A 22,033-nucleotide genomic window follows, 5' to 3' on the forward strand; every position below is an offset into this window, starting at 1 on the left:
CCGTTGTCGGGCAGCTGATTGGCGTATCTGTCCTTCGCTGTGACACCTTGCTGCGACACCCGCTGTAACACCGAACCGCCATGGACCACACCACCCTGATTCAGACCCTGTTTTCCCCGGCGCGGCGGCTGTTCCAGCTCGAAGGCGAGGGGGCCATCGGCGAACTGGCCGTCGAGGCGTGGCTCGGCCGCGAGGCGCTGTCTGAGCTGAGCGAATGGCGCATCGTCGCGGTCAGCGCCAATGCGCGATTGCCGCTCAAGTCGCTGCTCGGCGCGAAGGTGACGCTGTGGACCACGCTGGCCGATGGCGGACGCATTCGCCGCAGCGGCCTGGTGCGCAAGGCCGAGAAGCTCGGCGCCGATGGCAGCCTGGCGCGCTACCGGCTGACCGTGGTGCCGTGGCTGTGGCTGGCCACGCAGCAGCGGCACAGCCAGGTATTCCAGAATCGTACGCTGGCCGATATCGCCGAACAGATCCTGACGCCGTACGCACCCCATGCGGTGTGGCGCTACACCGCGGGCGCGCAGCAGCGCATCGATGCGCTCGGGCCGCGCGAGCACGTCAGCCAATACCGCGAGACCGATTACGCGTTCCTGTCGCGGCTGCTGGCCGAGGCGGGGTTGGGTTTTGCCTTCGTCGAGGACGAGCAGGCGCCGTCGGGCCATGCGTTATCCATCTTCGCCGACAGTCCGCAATTGCTGGAAGGTCAGGTTTCAAGCGTTCGCTATCACCGCGCGCACAGCCAGGAAGAAGCCGACGCCGTGCAGCAGCTGGCCTGCCATAGCCGCGTGACGGTGCCCGGTGTCGCGGTGGTCGCGTGGGACGGCAATGGCAAGCGCACGCTGCGCGGCCATGCTCCGGCCAAGCTCGGCGGCGGCGCGCAATGTCCCGAGCCCTATCTGTCGGTCAGCCAGTCGGTGGTCGGCGATGCGGCCGGCGCGCAGCGGCTGGCCGAGCAATTGATGGAGAGCATCGAGGCACGCGCGCAGCTGTTTGCCGGGCAGGGTACGGTGCGCACCTTCGCCAGCGGCACGCGCGTGGCCGTTTCCGATTGCCCGCATCTGCCGAGGGAGGAAGACGCCGAGGCTGCGTATCCGTTGCTGCTCGATATCGTCGAGCATTGCGGCCTGAACAATCTGGCAGCGGAGACGCGTGCGGCGCTGGGTCAGCGGCTCGGGCCGCTCGATGCCGCACTGTGCTTCGATACGCCGCCCAGCGCGCCGGAGAATGGGCCGATGACGATGGGCTTCCTGGCGCAGGGTCATACGGTGGAACGCAGCGTGCCGACGGCCTCGCTGCGCCAGGCCGCCGAGCAATACGGCTACGCCAACCTGTTCCGTGCCTGCGACGCGCGGCGCCCGTGGCGCCCGCGCGTGGTCGATGCCGATGGTGCACGGTTGTTCTCCGCTCCTACCGCGCTCGGCGTGCAGACCGCCACCGTGGTCGGCCCGCAAGGCGAGACGCAGCCGAGCGGCGATGCCGAACACCATGTCAGCCCGCGCGGCGAGATCCGGGTCCGCTTCCCGTGGCAGAAGGGCGAGCGCGAGGACGACCGCAGCACGCGCTGGATCCGGGTGGCGCAGCGCCAGGCTGGTGCCGGCATGGGCTGGCAATGGCTGCCGCGGATCGGCCAGGAGGTGCTGGTCAAGTTCGCCGACGACGATATCGACCAGCCGATCGTGATCGGCGCGCTGTACAACGGGCAGGGCGAGGGCGGTATTGCACCGACGCCGGGCGGCAAGCAGGCCGCTGCTGCCGACGGCTCCGTCTATCAGCAAGGCAGCGACACCGCGCCCAGCGCGCAGGCCAATGTGGCCGGCGGCCATGCTCCCGCCTGGCACGGCATGAGCGCCGATAAGGAAGGCCATCGCAACGCCGCCGCCCTGAGCGGCTTCAAGAGCCGCGAACATGGCGGCGAGGGAGCGAACCAGCTGGTGTTCGACGACAGCGACGGTCAACTGCGCACGCAGTTCGCTACGACGGTCCAGCACACCCAGCTCAATCTCGGTCACCTGATCCACCAGCAGGACAACTACCGCGGCAGCTTCCGCGGCGAAGGCTTCGAACTGCGCACCGACGGCTACGGCGCGATTCGCGGCAAGGCCGGCGTGCTGATCAGCACCTATCGCGATGCGCAGAGCCAGCGGCCGGTGCCGACCGGCGACAACGCCGCCGGCATCGCGCTGATCCGCCAGGCGAAGTCGCTGACGCAAGCGCTGGGCGAGGGCGCGGTCAAGCACCAGACCGCTGCGCTGCTGACCGCCAAGGACGACGAGTCCCCGCTGGCCAAGCTGGAAACTGCCGCGTCCGGCATGGTCGACGGCAAGGACCTGGACGCGGCGATGCAGGACGTGGCCAGCGGCAATCAGCAGACGCAAGGCAAGGTGCCGCATCCGAGCGAAGCGATCGTCCAACTGGCCGGCCGCGCGGGCCTTGCCATGGTCGCCGGGCAGGAACTGCAGCTGGTCAACGGCAAATCGCTGGGCCTGGTGTCGGGGCAGGACACCAACCTGGCGATCGGCAAGCAGGGGCGCTTGCACAGTGGACAGGCCATCGGCATGGCCGCGGCGCTGGAGAAAGCGGGCGAGGGCGACACCGGCCTGAAGCTGATCGCGGGCAGCGAAGACATCGACGTGCAGGCGCAGCACGATGCGATGAGGCTGCAGGCCAAGGATGAGCTGAAGGTCGTGTCGGCGAATATGCAGGTGGACTTTGCTGCGGCCAAGCGGATTCGGGTGGCGACGGCTGGTGGGGCGTCGATCACGATCGAGGGTGGGAATATTACGGTCGAGTGTCCGGGGGCGATTACTTACAAGAGTGCGCAGCGGAAATTCGATGGGCCGGTGGACAAGCCTTTCGCCCTTCCAGCATTTCCCGATACACCCATTACCGATGTTCCGGTCAAGTTCAATTTTGTGCTGAAGGACATTCCGGGTCCGACAGGTGTAGCCCTGCCGCTCACACAGTGGCGTGTGGTTCGTGCGGACAATGAGCTGTCGGCGCTAATGGCTGAGGAAGACGTGCTGACGGGCCAGAGCGATGATGAAGGAAAATTGACACTATCGGAGGCGGAGCAGCGCACGCTGCAGGACGCCTGCAACGAGGATAGTGGCCGTGTCTGGCTCGTTTGCGAGAGCCGCGCCTACCAGATATCGATGATGCGAGAAAAGCAGGATTGGTCTGAACGTCAGCAGAAGGCACACGCTTTGAATGCGATGGGGTATGCAGATAGCCTTGATGCGGCGGAGGGAGTTCACGTATCAGAGTTTCACGCCGACCTGGCGATGCGCGAAGGGAACACACGGTCCGGTAAGGCGTTGCTAGACTCGTTAAGGAACAAATGACCATGACGAGGACAGCCAGTCCGAATCGCGTCGTGCCGCAACTTGTCGGCGAAGATGGATCTGCGGCAGAAGCCACGGTGACCAGCAACGTCTGGGTCGGGCACAAAAGCGTATTCTCGCAGCCGACGGCAGGCAACCACTTCCAGTTCTTTACCACTGGAAAGGCATACTTCGCCGATCTGATCGCCGAGTGCGATAAGGCGACCCAGGAGATTTACATCATCGGATGGCAAGTCAACTGGGACGCCATGCTTGCACCGAATGTCCGATTGTGGGATGTGCTGCACCGCGCCGCCACGCGTGGTGTCCAGATATACGTGCTTCCTTGGAACGATAGAAATCCGGTCCAAACGTACGACGACCAGGCCAAGGCGGCGCTCGAGGCCATCAACCGGCTGGTGGGCAAGAAGCGCGTACACGTCGAGTTGCCTAAGTCATACGCTACGCGAAACAACGCCTACTTCAGCCATCACCAGAAGCAGGTCGTCATCGATAGAAAGATTGGCTATGTCGGAGGCATCGATCTCGCATATGGCCGTTATGACGACGACACTTTTGATCTGCATGCCGACAAGGATGGCCGCTATGCGCTGAACCGCTATAACCCCTGCGTGGCATGGGTAGGTAAGCTGTCGGAGAAGTCCGACAACTTAGTCGATCCCGACTTGTTGTCAGGCGCGGTCGATGTTGCGACGGTGCCTTTTCTCACCAAGAGCAACGCCGACGTTGTGCTCAAAAATATAGAAAAGGGAGCGTTTCAAGTCCCGTACGGTGAGGCGTCCACGCTCACGGTGTTGGGCAATGCGATGGGAGTGCCCAAGAACTTCGAAGGTAACCCCGTTTCCCTTCTGACGCTCAGCGAAAAGACGCAACCCCGTATGCCCTGGCAGGATGTGCACAGCCGCATCCAAGGCCCCGCGGTATCCGATCTGACGCGCAATTTTGTCGTGCGATGGAATGCATGCAGCAAACTGAAGTTGCCGGCGCCTCAGCCGCCTGAGAAGTACGAAAAGAACGGTTCCGTCCAAATTCAAGTGTTACGCAGCGCCCCGGTCGGCATGCGGCAGGCCGAGCATAGGGGCATGACGGCGAAGGGCGCTACGCCATCCGGCACCGAGGACGATATCCATCGCGCGATGCTCCAATTGATCGCGAAGAGCGACCGGTTCGTTTATATAGAAAGCCAGTTTTTTGTTTCGGCCTTCGGACGCGAAGCGGATTTCGGGACGAAACTATCCCCGGCCGCGCAATATATCAATTCCTTCGGCGGAAAGGATGCTTCCAGTAGCGCAGACGTGGTCGTGAAGTCCGATAACGACAGCAAAGTCCGTCCCAAGATCGAGGGCTTCAGCGTCAAGCTGGACGTCGACGACAAGGGGATGTTCGATCCGCCGAAGAATGGTGTGTGCCAGGCGCTCATCACGCGCATTACCAAAGCGATCTTCACCAAAGGCAAGCCGAAGTATCACGTTTATATAACCCTCCCGGTGCATCCCGAGGGGGCGTTGGCAAATGCTACGATTGCGGTGCAGGTTTACTGGACGATGCAGACGCTGGTCTACGGCAGCCGTAGTCTGCTCAATGGCGTACGCCGTGCGCTGAAGGCACGGGAACTGTACGAGAAAAAAGACCCGCAATATCTCCGCGTCATCCAGGACGAACACAATCGAGAGTATGAGTCCATTCCGATTGAACAGTGCTTCGAGTATGTGACGCTACTGAACCTGCGCAATTGGGCCAAGCTCGGCGATCGGTACGTGACCGAGCAAATCTACGTTCATACGAAGCTGATGGTTGTCGACGATCTCTACGCCCTATTGGGCAGTGCCAATATCAATGACCGGAGTCTGTTGGGCGAGCGCGACTCGGAGATCGCGGTCCTGGTTGTCGATGACAATACCAAACGCGCCGATATCAATGGCACCGGCAGCATGCGTCCGACAAGGGATAGTGCCCATGCGCTTCGGAAAGCGGTGTGGAACAAGCTGTTCGGCATCAGCGGCAAGGTCCGTCCCGCATCCCATCTGGCTCGCGCCATTGAAGAGCCTGGCAAGCCGGACAGCTGGCGTCTGATACAGCAACAGGCACGCTTGAATGCCGAAGCCTATGAGAAGGCGTTTGATTTTGTGCCGCGCAATAGGTCGCCCTACGCGCCTGATGATTCGGCGTCCATCGTGCCAAATTGGGATCCCAATAAACGTAGTCCGGCCAAAGGTGAGACCCTTGGCTATCCTGCCTTTCCTCAACCCTCGGAAGACGATTTCTGGACAGCTCCCCGACATGTTGCCGCAGGTGCGGCGTCGCTGGAGAAGATCAAAGGCTTCATTACCGCGCTGCCAATCGAATGGACCGACGGCGAGTTCAATCGATTTGGCTATCCGACCATGCTGGTCGCAGAAAACGACGACGCTGCCAACACGGAGGATCGCGAAAGCCTCGCGGTTGCAGATGCGAGAGATCCGCGGCAGCCGGCTGAACGGAGCGCAGTATGAGGCAAGGTATTGTCCGTAGCTTGATTCCCGCTGCCGCATTGGCATGCTGCCCACTGGCATATGGTCAGGCCGCCGTGGGGAGTGGGCAATGGCTACCCGAATGCGTAGGACGGTTGGAATTGCAATTGCCTGGGCCGGCCGAGCAGGCGGCTTGGGATCCTGTCGAGGTCGCCAAACGGATTCGTGGCGACCTGCGCCGCGATCCTCCTGCACGCTATTCCGATGGCGAGCGTGCATTTCACGTGAATCTTGGCGATCGGGGGCCTCTGCTGATTACGCACCCCATGAGCGATAGCCAACGCAACGTGGTACGAGGCGCTGTCGATATACGGGTGACGAAGGATGGCGCCATGTTGAAAGCACGAGATGGCAAGGACGTGTATGGCACGCGCGCGACTTTCGGCCACTTGGACTGGGCGGGATCTGGCGGCAAGGCGTGGCGTGTAGGCAGTCAACTCTCAGCGTTTACCACGGTCGGCAATTCCGGCTTGTGGTGGAAGCTAAGTACCCACGACAGCGACGCCAAAGCCGACGAGGCGGAGTTCGCCTCGCTGATGGCGGGCGCGATGCCGAGGGCTCTAAACACTGTGCCCACCAAGCCCGGCCTGTGCATGCCCTACGTGTTCTTGCCCGATGACGGTGTCGCGCCTCGATATGTAGCGGCCAGCTATCGCCTGAAGGGGCAGCCCGACGTGATCGTCGGCCTGGAGGACAAGTCCGCCGCTCCGCCGAATGCGAAGCTGAACGCCAGGATGCGGGATCCGGAAGGTGTGTCGGACTTCTTCTGGACCGGTCTGTACCAGGACCGTCGCGACGTGACCAGCATCTGGAAGGACCGCTACCGTAGCACCACGATCGCTGGGGTGAAGGGCGTGGAGTCGTTCGTCCGCCTCCGTCGCGAGGATGGAACCATTGATCATGGCTACTTGGTTGTAGCTCTCGGCAGTCCCCACGCACAGGGCAGTTTCAGCATGATGCTTCACGTCATTCAACGTTCCGACTTTGCCCGCAAGGCAGGAGTTCCGCCGCTCGATGAAGCATCGTTCCTTGCGCTGGCGAGGGACATCGCTGCGAAGGTGACCCCCAGAGCCACGGGGAATGCGCGGTAGCGTATTACCGACGCGATCATCGGACGGTCACAATAGGAAACGAAGATTTGACTCGGCCCAATTCGGCTAAAGCATATGTTGTTCAAGGAGGAGGGCCGGATATGTGGCCGGCAAGGTCGGCTGCACATCCCGAGATGGAGATGCGTGGTTAATTCGAGTGGCTCTGTCTCATAGCCTGGCAGGGATCAACGGGGCAGGATGGAAGGTGTTGGCTATCTGACCCTGTCCCGCGTCATGACACCGAACCGCCATGGACCACACCACCCTGATTCAGACCCTGTTTTCCCCGGCGCGGCGGCTGTTCCAGCTCGAAGGCGAGGGGGCCATCGGCGAACTGGCTGTCGAGGCCTGGCTTGGCCGCGAGGCGCTGTCTGAACTGAGCGAATGGCGCATCGTCGCGGTCAGCGCCAACGCGCGATTGCCGCTCAAGTCGCTGCTCGGCGCGAAGGTGACGCTGTGGACCACGCTGGCCGATGGCGGACGCATTCGCCGCAGCTGCCTGGTGCGCAAGGCCGAGAAGCTCGGCGCCGATGGCAGCCTGGCGCGCTACCGGCTGACCGTGGTGCCGTGGCTGTGGTTGGCCACGCAGCAGCGGCACAGCCAGGTATTTCAGAATCGTACGCTGGCCGATATCGCCGAACAGATCCTGTCGCCGTACGCACCCCATGCGGTGTGGCGCTACACCGCGGGCGCGCAGCAGCGCATCGATGCGCTGGGTCCGCGCGAACACGTCAGCCAATATCGCGAGACCGATTACGCCTTCCTGTCGCGGCTGCTGGCCGAGGCGGGGTTGGGTTTTGCCTTCGTCGAGGACGAGCAGGCGCCGTCGGGCCATGCGTTATCCATCTTCGCCGACAGTCCGCAATTGCTGGAAGGTCAGGTTTCAAGCGTTCGCTATCACCGCGCGCACAGCCAGGAAGAAGCCGACGCCGTGCAGCAGCTGGCCTGCCATAGCCGCGTGACGGTGCCCGGTGTCGCGGTGGTCGCGTGGGACGGCAATGGCAAGCGCACGCTGCGCGGCCATGCTCCGGCCAAGCTCGGCGGCGGCGCGCAATGTCCCGAGCCCTATCTGTCGGTCAGCCAGTCGGTGGTCGGCGATGCGGCCGGCGCGCAGCGGCTGGCCGAGCAATTGATGGAGAGCATCGAGGCACGCGCGCAGCTGTTTGCCGGGCAGGGTACGGTGCGCACCTTCGCCAGCGGCACGCGCGTGGCCGTTTCCGATTGCCCGCATCTGCCGAGGGAGGAAGACGCCGAGGCTGCGTATCCGTTGCTGCTCGATATCGTCGAGCATTGCGGCCTGAACAATCTGGCAGCGGAGACGCGTGCGGCGCTGGGTCAGCGGCTCGGGCCGCTCGATGCCGCACTGTGCTTCGATACGCCGCCCAGCGCGCCGGAGAATGGGCCGATGACGATGGGCTTCCTGGCGCAGGGTCATACGGTGGAACGCAGCGTGCCGACGGCCTCGCTGCGCCAGGCCGCCGAGCAATACGGCTACGCCAACCTGTTCCGTGCCTGCGACGCGCGGCGCCCGTGGCGCCCGCGCGTGGTCGATGCCGATGGTGCACGGTTGTTCTCCGCTCCTACCGCGCTCGGCGTGCAGACCGCCACCGTGGTCGGCCCGCAAGGCGAGACGCAGCCGAGCGGCGATGCCGAACACCATGTCAGCCCGCGCGGCGAGATCCGGGTCCGCTTCCCGTGGCAGAAGGGCGAGCGCGAGGACGACCGCAGCACGCGCTGGATCCGGGTGGCGCAGCGCCAGGCTGGTGCCGGCATGGGCTGGCAATGGCTGCCGCGGATCGGCCAGGAGGTGCTGGTCAAGTTCGCCGACGACGATATCGACCAGCCGATCGTGATCGGCGCGCTGTACAACGGGCAGGGCGAGGGCGGTATTGCACCGACGCCGGGCGGCAAGCAGGCCGCTGCTGCCGACGGCTCCGTCTATCAGCAAGGCAGCGACACCGCGCCCAGCGCGCAGGCCAATGTGGCCGGCGGCCATGCTCCCGCCTGGCACGGCATGAGCGCCGATAAGGAAGGCCATCGCAACGCCGCCGCCCTGAGCGGCTTCAAGAGCCGCGAACATGGCGGCGAGGGAGCGAACCAGCTGGTGTTCGACGACAGCGACGGTCAACTGCGCACGCAGTTCGCTACGACGGTCCAGCACACCCAGCTCAATCTCGGTCACCTGATCCACCAGCAGGACAACTACCGCGGCAGCTTCCGCGGCGAAGGCTTCGAACTGCGCACCGACGGCTACGGCGCGATTCGCGGCAAGGCCGGCGTGCTGATCAGCACCTATCGCGATGCGCAGAGCCAGCGGCCGGTGCCGACCGGCGACAACGCCGCCGGCATCGCGCTGATCCGCCAGGCGAAGTCGCTGACGCAAGCGCTGGGCGAGGGCGCGGTCAAGCACCAGACCGCTGCGCTGCTGACCGCCAAGGACGACGAGTCCCCGCTGGCCAAGCTGGAAACTGCCGCGTCCGGCATGGTCGACGGCAAGGACCTGGACGCGGCGATGCAGGACGTGGCCAGCGGCAATCAGCAGACGCAAGGCAAGGTGCCGCATCCGAGCGAAGCGATCGTCCAACTGGCCGGCCGCGCGGGCCTTGCCATGGTCGCCGGGCAGGAACTGCAGCTGGTCAACGGCAAATCGCTGGGCCTGGTGTCGGGGCAGGACACCAACCTGGCGATCGGCAAGCAGGGGCGCTTGCACAGTGGACAGGCCATCGGCATGGCCGCGGCGCTGGAGAAAGCGGGCGAGGGCGACACCGGCCTGAAGCTGATCGCGGGCAGCGAAGACATCGACGTGCAGGCGCAGCACGATGCGATGAGGCTGCAGGCCAAGGATGAACTCAAGGTCGTATCGGCGAATATGCAGGTGGACTTTGCTGCGGCCAAGCGGATTCGGGTGGCGACGGCTGGTGGGGCGTCGATCACGATCGAGGGTGGGAATATTACGGTGGAGTGTCCGGGGGCGATTACTTACAAGAGTGCGCAGAGGAAGTTTGAGGGGCCGGTCCGTACGGATCGTGATCTGCCGCTATTCCCGCAGAACAGCATTTCCCTCGATAACGACTACCCGTTCTCTATCTGAACCTGAGTTCTCAGGCTAAGTCCCATGCTGATCAGTCCTCCCTTTCTCCCACCGCGCGGCGCCAACCAAACCGAAAGCGAGTGGATCGACGCCGCAATGCCTGGCGGTGAGCCGGGCGACGGGTCGTATCCGGTCAGTTACAACCTCGGTTGGCACGGAGGCCTGCACTTGACCGCGCCTGCGCGTGGTACCAATGGCACCGAGCCGGTGCGAGCCATTGCCGACGGCACTGTGGTTTATCGACGCGGTTCACACGAGCCGCCGCCTCCGCCTGCTGCTGACAGCCCGTTGAGTTTCGGTGGTAGGACTAGCGATGGCGTGGTCGTTATTCGGCATGAGACGGAGATTGGCGCCGCTCGTCAGGGCAATGCACCAACCCGTGTAGTGTTCTTCTCGATCTACATGCACTTGCATACGGTCCGGAACACGGTTCAGGTCGGCAGTCGAGTCAATCGAAAGGCGGAACTTGGACAGGCAGGATACGTGCGCGGGCAGGCGAATCGGATTCACTTCGAAATCATCTGTGACGACGACAACCTGCGCCAACTGATCGGCAGGACGAGCGGCGATGTCCCGCTAACCCAGAATGGCCGTGACGACGCGGTGTTCGGCGAGCTCTATTTCAGGCTGCCAGCCAACACACCGGTATACGCACAACGTCCGCCACTGAACCAACCCGCGCCCGCAGGCGGCACGCCACTCGGTGAAGAGGTCTTTGTTGGCCTACGCTATGCCGAAGGAGACGGCGCGCAAGACGCGCGCGGCAATGCGTACGTGACAACCTATCGTCCGGTCGGAACGGCATTGGGTGACCCGCTCACTGAACGCGACGCTGAATACAATCTGTATCGCGATGCCAATGCCATCAGCGAGGCCTATCCGGCCAACGCTCGCCCGGCACCGAGCGCGGTATATGAGCTGCTTCGCTTCGGGCGTGTTATAGGACCTGACGCCTTGGCGCCTGAGGACGTACCGCACTGGCGCCAAATTCGTACGCCTGCTGGTACGGGTTGGGTGAACCTCAACGCCGCCGGCGTAACGAAGTACAGCGATGCAGATTTTCCGCACTGGCGCGGTTGGTTTCTGATTGAAGACACTCAGGACGGCAACAGCCTTTGCAATGCACCAACCATCCTGCGCGCAGTCGATATGAATCGCGACGGCAGTGTCTCAGCAGACGAAGCGCATGAGCGCCTACGGTCGCCGCAGATTCAGGCGTTCTTGAAGCGGCTGATCTGCAAGTTTCCGACGGAGTGGGATGCCAGTACAGTGGAAGCGCGATGGGGATGGCTGAAGGTGCGGAGCCCGAACAACCCGACGCCGATGACGGAAGAGCAGTTTGGGCGGTTTCGGGCGCATGTTGAAGCGTTGGCGTTTTGGGGGCAGGCTGCGTTGCAGAGCCCACGTTACGATGACCAAGGACAGGAAAACGGCCAAACACCTCTACCTGGATCGCATTGGCATTTCCATCCTCGTGAGTTTGTCCTTCTTTTTAGAGCGTGTGGCTGGCTTGATCGAAACGAGTTTGCGCAAGTATATAAGAACGATTACCAGAGAAAAACGAGGAATTCACTTGAAACCGCCAGGAACGCCCTGAGTGATGCGGTTCGAGAGAGATACAGGGTCACAATTAATAGAGTCGCCCGCAAGTATCATGTAAATTCCTCCGGGTATCGCTTGGCCCACTTCTTCGGGCAAGGTGCTGAGGAGTCCAGGACGCTGACTCAGATGATCGAACGTAGGAGTGAGGCGAGTTGTAATCAACTGTACGGTGGCCGCATGGGCAATGATCTGCCGGGTGATGGATACCGCTACCGCGGTCGAGGCATGAAGCAACTCACCGGGAAATACAATTACACTGAATATTGGGTATATCGCGGATGGGTAAGCCGAGATTCTTTCGAGAGAAGCTGGTGGACTCAGCGTGGAAATGTGCGCCGTCCGCTCATTAATAATCCCGACATTCTCGGTACGGATGAATACGCAATTATTGACGCCGGTGGATGGTATTGGGCTGCATCGCCACATCGTGGTGAGCCGCATGCCTTAAGTACGATAAACAGGACCATACCGAGTGTAGCCCCGACGCGAACAAATGTTCAAACGGTTACGCGGGCCATCAACGGCGGTGACAATGGGATAGACAATCGCGAGTACCACACTGTGCGTATATATTCTGCTGTGAGCGACGAGGTCCGTCCATGAAAGCTGCCATTTTAATGCTGCTTCTGTCATCGATATCGACTGGCTGTCTGGCAGGAGGTGATAAATTCCTTCGGTCCTTTGCGGGACAGTCGGTATCGATCGAGTACGATGTTCGAAATTATAAAAAAATAACTGAAACTGTATCTGCGGAGGGATCGGACGCAGCTAAGTCCGGCATCGTTTACGATCTTGCGATGGAAAGGCGTCGTCCTATGGGCGGCAGCTATTCAGACTCTGGAACGATCTGCTTCGGAGACTTGACAACGTGCACTGCGCAGGGCGGTATGCCGGTCCCGTATTGGGGCGACGGGCAAGGCCAATTGAGGATCGCGGATCCCACAGAGCCCGTACAAAAAGCAAAAGTTGGTGAGCGGGATGTCTTCGAGGCATTTCCGCTTTGTGGCTGGGAACAAAATGGTGCGTCCGCGCCAAGAGGGGGGCAATGCTACGCCGTTGTTCTCCCGCTCGTCGACAAGGTAGTCAGCTTTAATTTCTTGCTAGGGAAAAATACAGGTTGTCGTCAGTATGAAAAATGCTGGTCCGAGCAATTGAGGAAGGTACGAGACGTCGTTTCTAGTGCCCGTTAGGGGGCGTCGTTGTACTTCCGACGACCGTAGCGGCTCGGCAAAGTGCTCAACCAGCTTACCTATCAGGGCTGCGTGTCGCCGTTGACCATGTCTCGTGCTCCGCGCTTCAGTCAAGGGAGTCATGGATTAACACCGGTTTGAGTAGGCGCTCGCAGGTGGCAGCAGATGATCGCCCGGGCTAGTTTCTTCCGGCACACCCATACACGCACTTGCCCTCGAAATCCGAGAGCGGTCGCACGGGATCGCGGAAATACTGAACGGCCCATAGCAACTCCGGCGGCTCGCCGCTATTCACGTCCGCGGGGTAGGCCCACAGAGGCGTGCCCGATCGCCTCCATTGAACGGCCTGATCGCATTCTCCACTGTATATGGGCAACGGGATCTCCCAGCGAAGCCTATACGCTTCCGCGATAGGTTGGGCTGGGCATATCCTTCCGCGTTTTGTCAGGACGAATGTCCGTGCGCTGTCGACCTTGTCGTCGACGACTGTGTTGCCGCTGACCAGGTGAAACACATTGCCGTTCGACCAGGTCGGTTTGTTGCCTTGCTGCTCCTGCTTTATCGACACGGGCGTAGACGGTTGCTGTCGCATCCATGCGAATGACGTTGCCTTGCTTGTTGAATTCGTAGAGTCCGTGGCCAGAGATGAACAGCACACGCACAGGCCATGATTTTGGCGACACCCACTGAATTCCGTCTTGGGACGCTTTATCGTTTCGACGCAGCGCATTGGGCGGAGGCGGCGACACGTCGACCCAGCTGCTGTCCTCTCCATCGAAGGCAAAGACCTTATCGATCGGACGTGCTTGCGCATAGCGTCGTTGTTGAACCAGGCTGATGTCTGTGTCGGTCAACTGTACGACCACGTGCTTGCGCTTGCCTTCCCGGATTTCGGTTTGCCAAGTCAGCGTGCGGGCGGCGGCCTTCCCGGGCGGCGGTGGTGCGGTCAGTTCTACCGTGAGAGTGAGCGAGGAGGGTAGCAGGTCGATCGTCTCGCCCGGTTGGATCGGGGTGACGAACGATCCGTCCACGGAGACATCGATGGGCGCTTTCGTCTCTCCCGGTTTGTAGAAGAGTGTCAAGCCGGAGTCAGCGTTTCCCTGTGTCGATCCTTGCGACACTGCGGAGGTTCCGGATGAAGAGGCGGCCACTATCCCGCTCGAGCAAAGAGTCAGGGCAAAAGCAATAGCGGAAACGGCAAGGGTTTTCATGTCTAGGGCCTGTCGTGCCCACAATGGCCTACGCTGCGCCTACGGGGACACGTCCCCAATGTCCCCTGACCGCCCGAGTTCGCCAGCTAGCCGGCGTTGCCTATGAGGGAACTTCAGGGCCGTATTGGCTTGCGCATCTGTTACTCGTGGACCTAGTATCGGCACGTGGGCACGGGCGGGCGGGGGTTCCACTGCATTGGCCGCTGCCGAGGAGTCAGATTGCTGCGGAGGGGTATGGGTTTTTTTCTTGCCAGCACAGGATATAACTACTCTTCTGCAAGGACCCAGCGAACCTTCTTTCCGTTGTGTAGCGGAAGGATGTCACCAGCCTGGATTGTCAAGCTCGAAAACAGATCGCCCTCTACTAACCAACGGCCCGCGTAAGTAGCGCGCTGCCCGCTTGCAAGCGAGATAAGTTTCGCGTTTTCCGCAGCAGGACTGCTTTGAGCTGGGCTGTTCTCTGCCTTTGGTGTCATGAATTCGTACTGCTGCTCTTCCTCGGGGATGGAGCCGTCTTGATAGCGCTCATCGCGCCATAGCAGGCGCCATACCACATCCATCTCAAAGCCATCATCTTCTGTTTCTTGGTATGCCTTCGGCGCCGCTGAGCCGCCATGGAGGTAATTCATGCAACCTACGACGGTGAAGGGGCCTTTCGGTGAGTCTTGCCTAAATAGACTGAATAGTGGTGGCTTGCGAGCGTCAATGGGCTCCCAAATTCCAGAGCATGGGATCGCTCTTCCGCTCGACACCAGGATGTTGTCCTGCGGGTCCGGCACCTCAGGGAGATCGCGGGGGAAGCGTATTTGGGACAGGCGTTCACGCAGCGCTTGGCCGTAACTCAATGGGGCTGGCTCATCGAGTCGACGGGCTTCAAGGATAAGACAGCATTCGCCCCAAGCGCTGGCTACAGCTTGAAATGCACTGAAATATTCGGTCCACCCTGGAGTATTGTTTTCGTCAAGGGGGGGATGCTCATGCCATTCGAACATCCGCAATATGTAAGTATCCCAGTGTCCTAACGGACGATCCGCCATGGCAAATTCGCCATTAGCATCGAATTTGAAGACTCGCTTATCGCCATTCCGGAGGCGCCGAAGTCCTTCTTCAAAATGCGCGAAGCCTTGTATCGCTCCGACGTAGTGGCTTTCTTTGATGCCGGCCAATTCGTCGATTCCTCGTTCGCTCGCGATCGCGACACATCGCCTTGTTGCCTCCACCCATTCCTGATAGAAAATGGAGATGCGATGCCAAGCGGTGTAGGAGCTGATCCGTTTTAGGTAAAAGAAGATCTGCTTCCGTTCCTGAGGAGTAGGCAGCAAGATCTCGGTTGGATTGAAGTAAGCGGAGTTCATGGTGCAATGGTGACTTCGCGGTTGTCCTTAGTCGCTTGCTCACGCGCTCCCAACCGGGCTGTCTGAACAGTACCTGCGTTTGGGGGCGTAAGGTAGCCCCATACGCCGTTGGTGTCCACCCAGCCAGTAGGTCGCACTTCAAAGGTGATGCCGCTGATGGGGTCTTCCCATGGTTTGCTAGGTTTGCCGGACGAAATGACTTCCTGGCCCATCTCCTTCAGCCGGTTTCCGGTTGAACTGTCCAAGAAGAATACCGCTTGCGTAGCGCCGCCAGGTAAGTATTGCCCGGGCAGTCGCTCGCCAGCTTGTTCTGCCACGGTTCCGACCACGGACTTTGGACCGACTGTGTTCGTAACACGGCCAACTACCATATAGCCGTCTCGATTAAATTCATCGAGGACGGCAGCTAGCTCGCGCCACTCTTTCGCGTTATTTGGCGGTTTCCCGATACCCCACCAGATGCCGCCAGGAGCCGATTCGGCAATGTTCACTTTATGAGTTACTCCTGCCGGGCCGAACAACCGGAACACCTCTTCGCCTTCTTTTAACTGCCGGTTTACCATCCGCCCACTAAATGCTGCAATAGCAGTATGGATCCCCTCACGGTTCGGGCGCATGGTCAAGTTTGGGTAGCCATCTTCAGGTTGATAGTATTTCTTCCACTTCTTAGGAGTGCTTGCGGTTGCCGGGTTGGGCTTCCAACCTCGAGCAGAGCGCGCTGGCAATGTCCCGCCTTCTACGAGTCGCGTTTCGTCAGCACGCGTAACCCCGCGTTCTCCTGCCGCGACCTCATATAGGCTCTTGCGACTCGTCGTTTCACCGCCCGATCGGACAAATGCCTGCATCTCACGAAGCTGTTGGTCGAGTTCCTTAATTGCCTTCGGTATCATCTGATTGCCAAGGTCCGCAAGCTCTTTGATACCGTGGCGAATCCCCTCTACCCGTTGCAGGAGGGATGCCGGAGCGATTGCACCCGCTTGCTTCTTCATATCTCCAAGCACGGTGTGCATGCGGTTCATGAGGGCAGAAAATCGTTCGAGTATTTCCGCCTGATATTTCTTGAAACTGAGTTGGCCGAGCCACTGTTCAGCATTCTTCGTGCCAATCCGATTCAAAAATGCGATGGTGTCAGCGGCGGCTTCTGCGACGTGTCGCGATCGCGCGGCTCCCTCAAGCGCGCGACCTTCTTTCGCCAACTTGACGACGAGCCGTCCGACACCTTTGACTACGCCCCCGACTACGGGGATCAGTGCCACGATGAGGACGACAAGAAGCACCCACTCCCAGACATCCTCGCGTTTCTTGGGGTCGTCGACAAGGCCGATGGTGACAGCGATGATATCGCGGGCTGCAGTAACATCGCCGAGGAGCGGAATCATGCCGATTACCGCATCAACAATGATTTGAGAGAACGTGGCCTTTTCGTTGAAGGCGCCTTTGACGGTTCCCCAGGTCCAGGACCCAACGTCCGCGCAGATCGCTTGAAAGCGCCCCCAGGTTAGACCACCTGGCGCCGATTTATTTGCTGTATTCGACATTTCTCTACATCAGGAGCGGTTCATCGTATGGTCATGGCTGCTGAGGTACTTACTCACCAGTTCTGAGAGCTTGGTATCGGCCGGATTGGGGTCGTGGTCCGGATTTGGCGCCTTGTCTTTACGTTCGAACGTGCCGGGCATAGGGCCGAAGCTTACTGTCGCGGCTCCGTAGGGTACGTCCTCTAGTAGGGCTTTGCCTTGGCTATCAAGTACGCCACGACGCTCCGTGCCGTCAGAGAACTTAACAATGTATTCCGCTCCGGCAAGCCCTTCGTCATCGTGATAACGGTGATCGAGCAACAGCGTCCCAGGCGGTAGTGCGTCAATTGGCAAAGCGGGCAAAACCGCTGGTTTCCCAGCCCCACCACTAAACGGATGCCCAGCCCCCTTGACCTCAAACACCCCCGGCGTCTCGAAGGTAATCGCATTCCCTTCCAGCCGTATCGCCGAATCCGCCCCGTGCAGCACGACGGTGTTCTTCGCCAGAATCTCGACCGCCTCATTCGACGAAGTCACCACCACGTCCTTGTCCGCCAAAATCGACATCGCGCCGTCATGCGCCTGCACCGACAGCGGTCCGTTGGCGGCAACGGCCTTCAAGCCATTACGCTGCACGAACAGCGACACGCCTTGGGCGGCCGCCATCGCGATGGTCTTGCCGGCGGTCAGCTGCCAGTCCGATTGCACGGTCCCATGCAGATGCCGACCTGAATAGACGGCGGTGGTCTCTTGGCTCGACACCGCGATGGAAGTGGGGGCCTCCGCCACCAGCAGCGGCTCGGCAAAGCGCTCGACCGGCTTGCCGTCCGGCTGCTTTGCATCTTGGCCGTTGACCGTGTCCGCGTAGTGCCCGTCCTGCTCGGGCTCGACCATCGTCAGCAGCGGTTCGAACAACGCGTTGGCGGCCAGGGGCAGGGCGGTCTGCGTCTGCGCCGCCGTCGACAAGCGGTCTGCGGTGCGTTGCGCGCCCTTGAGCAGCGCGATCGCCTCGGCCATGTTCATCACGGTGCCGGTGGCGCGAGGCCGCGCGGTGGTCGACACCAGCAGGCCCTGGCCGGCGCGCACCGTCGCCCACGCGTCGCTGCGCAGTTCGGCACCCGTGCCGCGCCATGGGCCGCGCTGCGCGTCCTGCGGGCCTTGGGCGACCAGATAGCCAAGGTTCAGTTGGGTCTGTGCCGCGGAGCTGGCCAGGCGCATGCGCAGCCGGCCCTTGAAGTCGTCGACGACCCACTGGTTGTAGCCGTCGCCGCCGAGGCCACGGGTATGCCAGCCGGACAGCATGGAAGCGAGCGGCTTGTCGTCGTTGGCCCAGGGCGGGGTGTCCTGCTCGTTGTGCAGCTGCATCGCGGCCAGCGGCCGGTCGATGTCGCCGTCGAGGAAGGTCAGCAGCAGTTCGGTGCCGACGCGCGGCAGGTGGTGGGTGCCCCAGTTGGGACCGGCCATGGCGCCGGCGACGCGCACCCAGGCGGTGACCTGTGTCAGATCGTCGGAGCCGGGATCGGTGAAGGCCGCGGCTTGGCCCCCGTGGCCACTCTGGTCTGCCGGTGCAGGCGCGCGCAGCCACGGAAAGCGAACGCGCACGCGATGATCGCGATCGGTGTGCAGGGGCGTCTCGCCCTCGGCGATCACGATGACGGTCTGGCCTTCCGGCGCGGTCGGCTTGGCGCGGAAGCGCGGCACGATCGGGGCATCGGCCCGCACCGCTTCGAGCGTATTGCGGTAGCCGCCGGCCTCGACCTCGGTGGTGCCGAGCAGCCTGGCGACATCGGTGCCGAGATTGTTGGCCGCTTCGTGACGCACCGACAGCGCGACGAATTCGTCGCCGTCACCGGCAAAGTGTTCGGTCAGGGCAAAGCGCTGGCCGGCGCCCAGCTGACGGACGGTGCCGGCGCCATCGAAGCGAACAAAGCCGCTTTCCTCGGCCTGCATGCGCAGTTGCGCCGCGCGGTCGGCCGTGGCCGCATCGGGATAGCGATAGGGGCCCTGGGCATCGAACGATTCGAGGGTCGGCCATTCGCCCGGCACCGAAGCGGCATTGGCCTGCGCCGAGGCGGCGGTCAGCGTCTTGTAGTCCCAGGACGAGACGGTGACCGCGTTGGATCCGACACTGTGCCGCGTCGACCAGACCGTCATCGTGTCCGACTCCTCGGTCATGTCGGCGCGATGGAAGCGGATGTTGGCCTGAGGGCAGGGCGGCCGTTCGGCATCGTTGTCGAACACCACCAGCCGATGGCGCGCCTGGCTGCCCTCGGGCTTGTCGTCCTCGCCCTGCAGGTGTTCGAAGCGATACGACAGGCCTTCCTCGGCCAGCAGCCGCTGCACGAAGTCGAAATCGCTCTCGCGATACTGGGCGCAGATCGAGCGGCGGCGCAGCGGTTGCGAGACGGTGAACTGGAAGTTGGCGGCCGGGTAGTCGCGGAAGACCTCCTCGACGATCTCCTGCGCGGTCTTGTCCTGGTAGACGTAGCAGTCGACGCGGCCGCGCAGGCGTTCGAGCCACGGCGCCACGGTCAGTCGGTAACGCGCCAGCCCGCCGTCTCCGCCCATTGCCGCGCAATCGACGACGAAGCCATGCCAGGCGCGGTAGCGGCCGTCGGCCAGCATCAGCCGCAGCGTGATCTCCTGCCGCGCCAGTTCGACCGTATCGAGATGCGCCGACGGCGACAGGCAGTCGATCTCGATGGCGAAGGGCCGCGAAACCGCTTCGATCGCGGTAAAGCGCTCGACGATCAGATTCGCTTCGCGAAGCGGTGTGTCGAGCGCAATCTGCCTTGTGCCCTGGCCGAGCAGCGTGGCAAGTACGGCCGACGGCAGCGACGTGGTGGGCATCATGGCTACCTTGGCGAGTGGTGGTTGGCGTCCAACGTCCGGAGTCGGGCTTGGTCAGCGCGGAGCCATCCGACGATCGATGGACGTTGGCCTTACGGCAGGGAAATCGTCAGATGCGAGAAGCGCGGGCCGAGCTTGATCACCTGCGAGTACTCCTGCATCGCATCATTGGTCTGCTTGTTCAGCACCGACGACAGGCCGAGGTACCCGAGCAGCGCGATCAGCGCGAACACGGCGCCGAAGATCCACAGCGGCGTCTCGCGCTTGAGCGTGTGCGCGATCTTGTCCGGCAGCGGCCAGTGCGGGGCGAACGGCGCGCGCTTGCCCTTGATCGCCGCGATCTCGTCGCCGAGCCGCGCGGTCAGGTAGGAGAGCTTCTCCGGCCCTTCGAGGATGTACTTGCCGCGGAATCCCAGCAGCAGGCACATATGGAAGACTTCCAGCGCCTGCAGCCGCGGTGCGCCCTGCGCGCGCAGGGCCTCGAGCTTGGTGAAGAAGGTCTCGCCGGCGAGCTGCTCGCCGAACAGCACCAGTTGCAGCGGGCGGCGTTCCCAATCGGCGCGGATTGCGAAGTCCGATGCGAGGATGGTCTCGTCGATCGCCGCGCAGAACGCGTACTTGGCGTCGAAGACATCGTCGGCCGACACGTGCAGGCGTTTGGCACCGCGGTCGAATTCGTCGAGAAAGCCGCGCACCTTGGCGAGGAAATTCTCGGCGCTGTCCGGCGGCTGGCCATTGCGCAGCAGGAACAGCATGAAGAAGCCGTCGTACAGCAGATCGAGCAGCGTGCGCGCGTGGCGCGAGGCGTCGCCAGCATCGGCGAAGGTGCTGGCCGCGCCGGCGGGGGCATCGCCAAACAGCGAGGGCATCGAAGTGGAGCTCATGAGGTCACCGCGATCAGTTCAAGTTGAAGTTCCCGGATACCGGCCGGCGTATAGATGGTGATCGTGCCCGCCTGCAGCATGCGTTCGTACAGCGGCCCGCGCGCCTCGACGGCGAAGTAGCAGGCCCCCGGACGCACCGGAATGGCCGGCGGCACCTGCGGCGTATAGGTCAGCGGCACGCCCGGCATCGACGACAGCACCAGCTTGTCGACGTCGTCGGGGGCCCCGACCTTGAAGCGCGCCGGAATCGCGTCGACCAGTTCGACGGTCGGCATATCGGCCGAGACGGACAGGTAGAAGCGGGTCTTGTCGTCGATCTTGCCGGAGTCCAGTCGGCCCAGATGGAAGGATGGCCGCGATTCGTCGAGAGCGATGGCGAAATAGCGCGTGGAAATGACGGTATCGAGCAGCTCGCGCACCATCGTGTCGAGTTGCGCGAAGACCTTGCCCGGATTGCCGTGGTCGTAGACCGGCAGGTCGGTCAGCGAGTACGACTTGGAGAAGGTCATCAACGCGCCGGCGAGCCGCAGCAATTCCTGGAACAGCCGTTCGGGATGGACCTCGGGATGGTGATACAGGTGCGACAGCGCGGCGAACGAGGCATTGGCCGTATGCAGCAGCCAGAACGACGCGATATCGCCGGAGCGGAATTCGATGATGTTCTTGGTCGGCTCGCGATGAAAGCCGTACAGCGCATTGACCTTGGCCTGCAGGGCATCGAGCAGCCGGCGCAGCCGCTGGTACAGCACCGCCGAGGCATTGATCGCCAGGCTCGGCGCCACGAAGTTCTCGTCGAGTTCGAAGCCGCCGGTGGCGGTGCGGCGCACGCGGACGATCGGCAGCGAAATATATTGGTCGCGCGGCTCGGAATCGGCGATCAGCTTGACCGCCTTTTTCAGATAGGTAATGGACGCCGGCTCGGCCTCGGTAAAGAGGTCGGCGGTATCGCGCTGCTGGCCGACGAAGCGGGAAGAGGGCGAGCCTTCGCTGGCCTCGCGGTAATTGCCGCCGAAATCGCGCAACGGATAGAGCGCGAGATGGAAGGTCGATTCGGAAACGCCGGCCGGCAGATTGGCCAGGGCTAGCGGGGCCGGCAATTCGTCCGATTGCGGCGCGCAATACCATTCGCCATCGGGAAAGAACAGCGACAGTTCGCTGATGCGCAGCATGCCGCTGGCGAGCGCGTCGGTATCGAAGCGGGCATGGCGCACCCCCCAGGCGTAGGGTTGGATCGCCTGCGCGGTGGCGTGCAGGCGCGCCTCGTGATAGGCGTCCTGCTGCTGGAAATGCTGCGGGCGAAGGAATAGCCCTTCGCCCCAGAGGATCTTGGCGGAATCACTCACAATAAGCCTTGTTGTCTTTCTTTTTCCGATCGGCCCGGCGGCCGG

General features: G+C 62.1%; 12 protein-coding genes. 6 read left to right on the forward strand and 6 right to left on the reverse strand.

Features of this window, described 5'->3' with window-relative positions:
* The first annotated feature begins 80 nt into the window (after nucleotides 1–80).
* The 6 genes from KZ686_RS10725 (at nucleotide 81) to KZ686_RS10750 (ending at nucleotide 12,828) form a co-directional block, all read left to right on the forward strand.
* On the forward strand, nucleotides 81–3,344 hold the full coding sequence (locus KZ686_RS10725) for a type VI secretion system Vgr family protein (protein ID WP_265632354.1): 3,264 nt from the start codon (nucleotides 81–83) through the stop codon (nucleotides 3,342–3,344).
* A gap of 2 nt (nucleotides 3,345–3,346) precedes the next feature.
* A complete protein-coding gene (locus tag KZ686_RS10730; RefSeq protein WP_226109658.1) occupies nucleotides 3,347–5,836 on the forward strand; it encodes a phospholipase D-like domain-containing protein in 2,490 nt (829 codons plus the stop codon).
* Nucleotides 5,837–5,949: 113 nt separating this feature from the next.
* Nucleotides 5,950–6,945: a T6SS immunity protein Tli4 family protein gene (locus tag KZ686_RS10735; RefSeq protein ID WP_265632357.1), complete on the forward strand. Its 996-nt coding sequence runs from the start codon at nucleotides 5,950–5,952 to the stop codon at nucleotides 6,943–6,945.
* A gap of 250 nt (nucleotides 6,946–7,195) precedes the next feature.
* Nucleotides 7,196–10,036 (forward strand): type VI secretion system Vgr family protein, encoded by a 2,841-nt coding sequence (locus KZ686_RS10740; protein ID WP_265632358.1) that lies wholly within the window; start codon nucleotides 7,196–7,198, stop codon nucleotides 10,034–10,036.
* A 24-nt stretch (nucleotides 10,037–10,060) separates the two neighbouring features.
* Nucleotides 10,061–12,241, forward strand: coding sequence for a hydroxyethylthiazole kinase (locus KZ686_RS10745; protein ID WP_265632359.1), 2,181 nt, complete (start codon nucleotides 10,061–10,063; stop codon nucleotides 12,239–12,241).
* Nucleotides 12,238–12,828, forward strand: coding sequence for a hypothetical protein (locus KZ686_RS10750; protein ID WP_226106481.1), 591 nt, complete (start codon nucleotides 12,238–12,240; stop codon nucleotides 12,826–12,828). Before KZ686_RS10745 ends, KZ686_RS10750 begins: the two co-directional genes overlap by 4 nt.
* Before the next feature lie 395 nt (nucleotides 12,829–13,223).
* Here the strand turns inward: KZ686_RS10750 and KZ686_RS10755 are convergent, their stop codons facing one another.
* The 6 genes from KZ686_RS10755 to tssK all read right to left on the reverse strand — a co-directional run bounded on the left by KZ686_RS10755 (nucleotide 13,224) and on the right by tssK (nucleotide 21,988).
* Complete coding sequence (locus tag KZ686_RS10755; protein ID WP_226106480.1) at nucleotides 13,224–14,039, reverse strand: hypothetical protein; 816 nt, start codon at nucleotides 14,037–14,039, stop codon at nucleotides 13,224–13,226.
* Nucleotides 14,040–14,305: 266 nt separating this feature from the next.
* Entirely contained in the window at nucleotides 14,306–15,394 is a 1,089-nt protein-coding gene (locus tag KZ686_RS10760; RefSeq protein ID WP_226106479.1) for an Imm71 family immunity protein, read from the reverse strand.
* On the reverse strand, nucleotides 15,391–16,932 hold the full coding sequence (locus KZ686_RS10765) for a hypothetical protein (RefSeq protein ID WP_265632360.1): 1,542 nt from the start codon (nucleotides 16,930–16,932) through the stop codon (nucleotides 15,391–15,393). Before KZ686_RS10765 ends, KZ686_RS10760 begins: the two co-directional genes overlap by 4 nt.
* Nucleotides 16,933–16,941: 9 nt before the next feature.
* Nucleotides 16,942–19,764, reverse strand: coding sequence for a type VI secretion system Vgr family protein (locus KZ686_RS10770; protein WP_265632361.1), 2,823 nt, complete (start codon nucleotides 19,762–19,764; stop codon nucleotides 16,942–16,944).
* A gap of 89 nt (nucleotides 19,765–19,853) precedes the next feature.
* Nucleotides 19,854–20,645: a type IVB secretion system protein IcmH/DotU gene (gene icmH / locus KZ686_RS10775; RefSeq protein WP_150083005.1), complete on the reverse strand. Its 792-nt coding sequence runs from the start codon at nucleotides 20,643–20,645 to the stop codon at nucleotides 19,854–19,856.
* Nucleotides 20,642–21,988: a type VI secretion system baseplate subunit TssK gene (gene tssK, locus KZ686_RS10780; RefSeq protein WP_265632362.1), complete on the reverse strand. Its 1,347-nt coding sequence runs from the start codon at nucleotides 21,986–21,988 to the stop codon at nucleotides 20,642–20,644. Before tssK ends, icmH begins: the two co-directional genes overlap by 4 nt.
* Between the last annotated feature and the right edge of the window lie 45 nt (nucleotides 21,989–22,033).

It is taken from the genome of Cupriavidus cauae (assembly GCF_026210475.1).
Classification (GTDB): domain Bacteria; phylum Pseudomonadota; class Gammaproteobacteria; order Burkholderiales; family Burkholderiaceae; genus Cupriavidus; species Cupriavidus cauae.

Excerpts from the sequence above, each read along its gene's own strand:
- KZ686_RS10725 (WP_265632354.1), top strand. The coding sequence starts at position 81 with ATGGACCACACCACCCTGATTCAGACCCTGTTTTCCCCGGCGCGGCGG.
- KZ686_RS10750 (WP_226106481.1), top strand. The coding sequence starts at position 12,238 with ATGAAAGCTGCCATTTTAATGCTGCTTCTGTCATCGATATCGACTGGC.
- KZ686_RS10730 (WP_226109658.1), top strand. The coding sequence starts at position 3,347 with ATGACGAGGACAGCCAGTCCGAATCGCGTCGTGCCGCAACTTGTCGGC.
- icmH (WP_150083005.1), bottom strand. The coding sequence starts at position 20,645 with ATGAGCTCCACTTCGATGCCCTCGCTGTTTGGCGATGCCCCCGCCGGC.
- KZ686_RS10760 (WP_226106479.1), bottom strand. The coding sequence starts at position 15,394 with ATGAACTCCGCTTACTTCAATCCAACCGAGATCTTGCTGCCTACTCCT.
- KZ686_RS10765 (WP_265632360.1), bottom strand. The coding sequence starts at position 16,932 with ATGTCGAATACAGCAAATAAATCGGCGCCAGGTGGTCTAACCTGGGGG.
- KZ686_RS10740 (WP_265632358.1), top strand. The coding sequence starts at position 7,196 with ATGGACCACACCACCCTGATTCAGACCCTGTTTTCCCCGGCGCGGCGG.
- KZ686_RS10755 (WP_226106480.1), bottom strand. The coding sequence starts at position 14,039 with ATGAAAACCCTTGCCGTTTCCGCTATTGCTTTTGCCCTGACTCTTTGC.
- KZ686_RS10770 (WP_265632361.1), bottom strand. The coding sequence starts at position 19,764 with ATGATGCCCACCACGTCGCTGCCGTCGGCCGTACTTGCCACGCTGCTC.
- KZ686_RS10745 (WP_265632359.1), top strand. The coding sequence starts at position 10,061 with ATGCTGATCAGTCCTCCCTTTCTCCCACCGCGCGGCGCCAACCAAACC.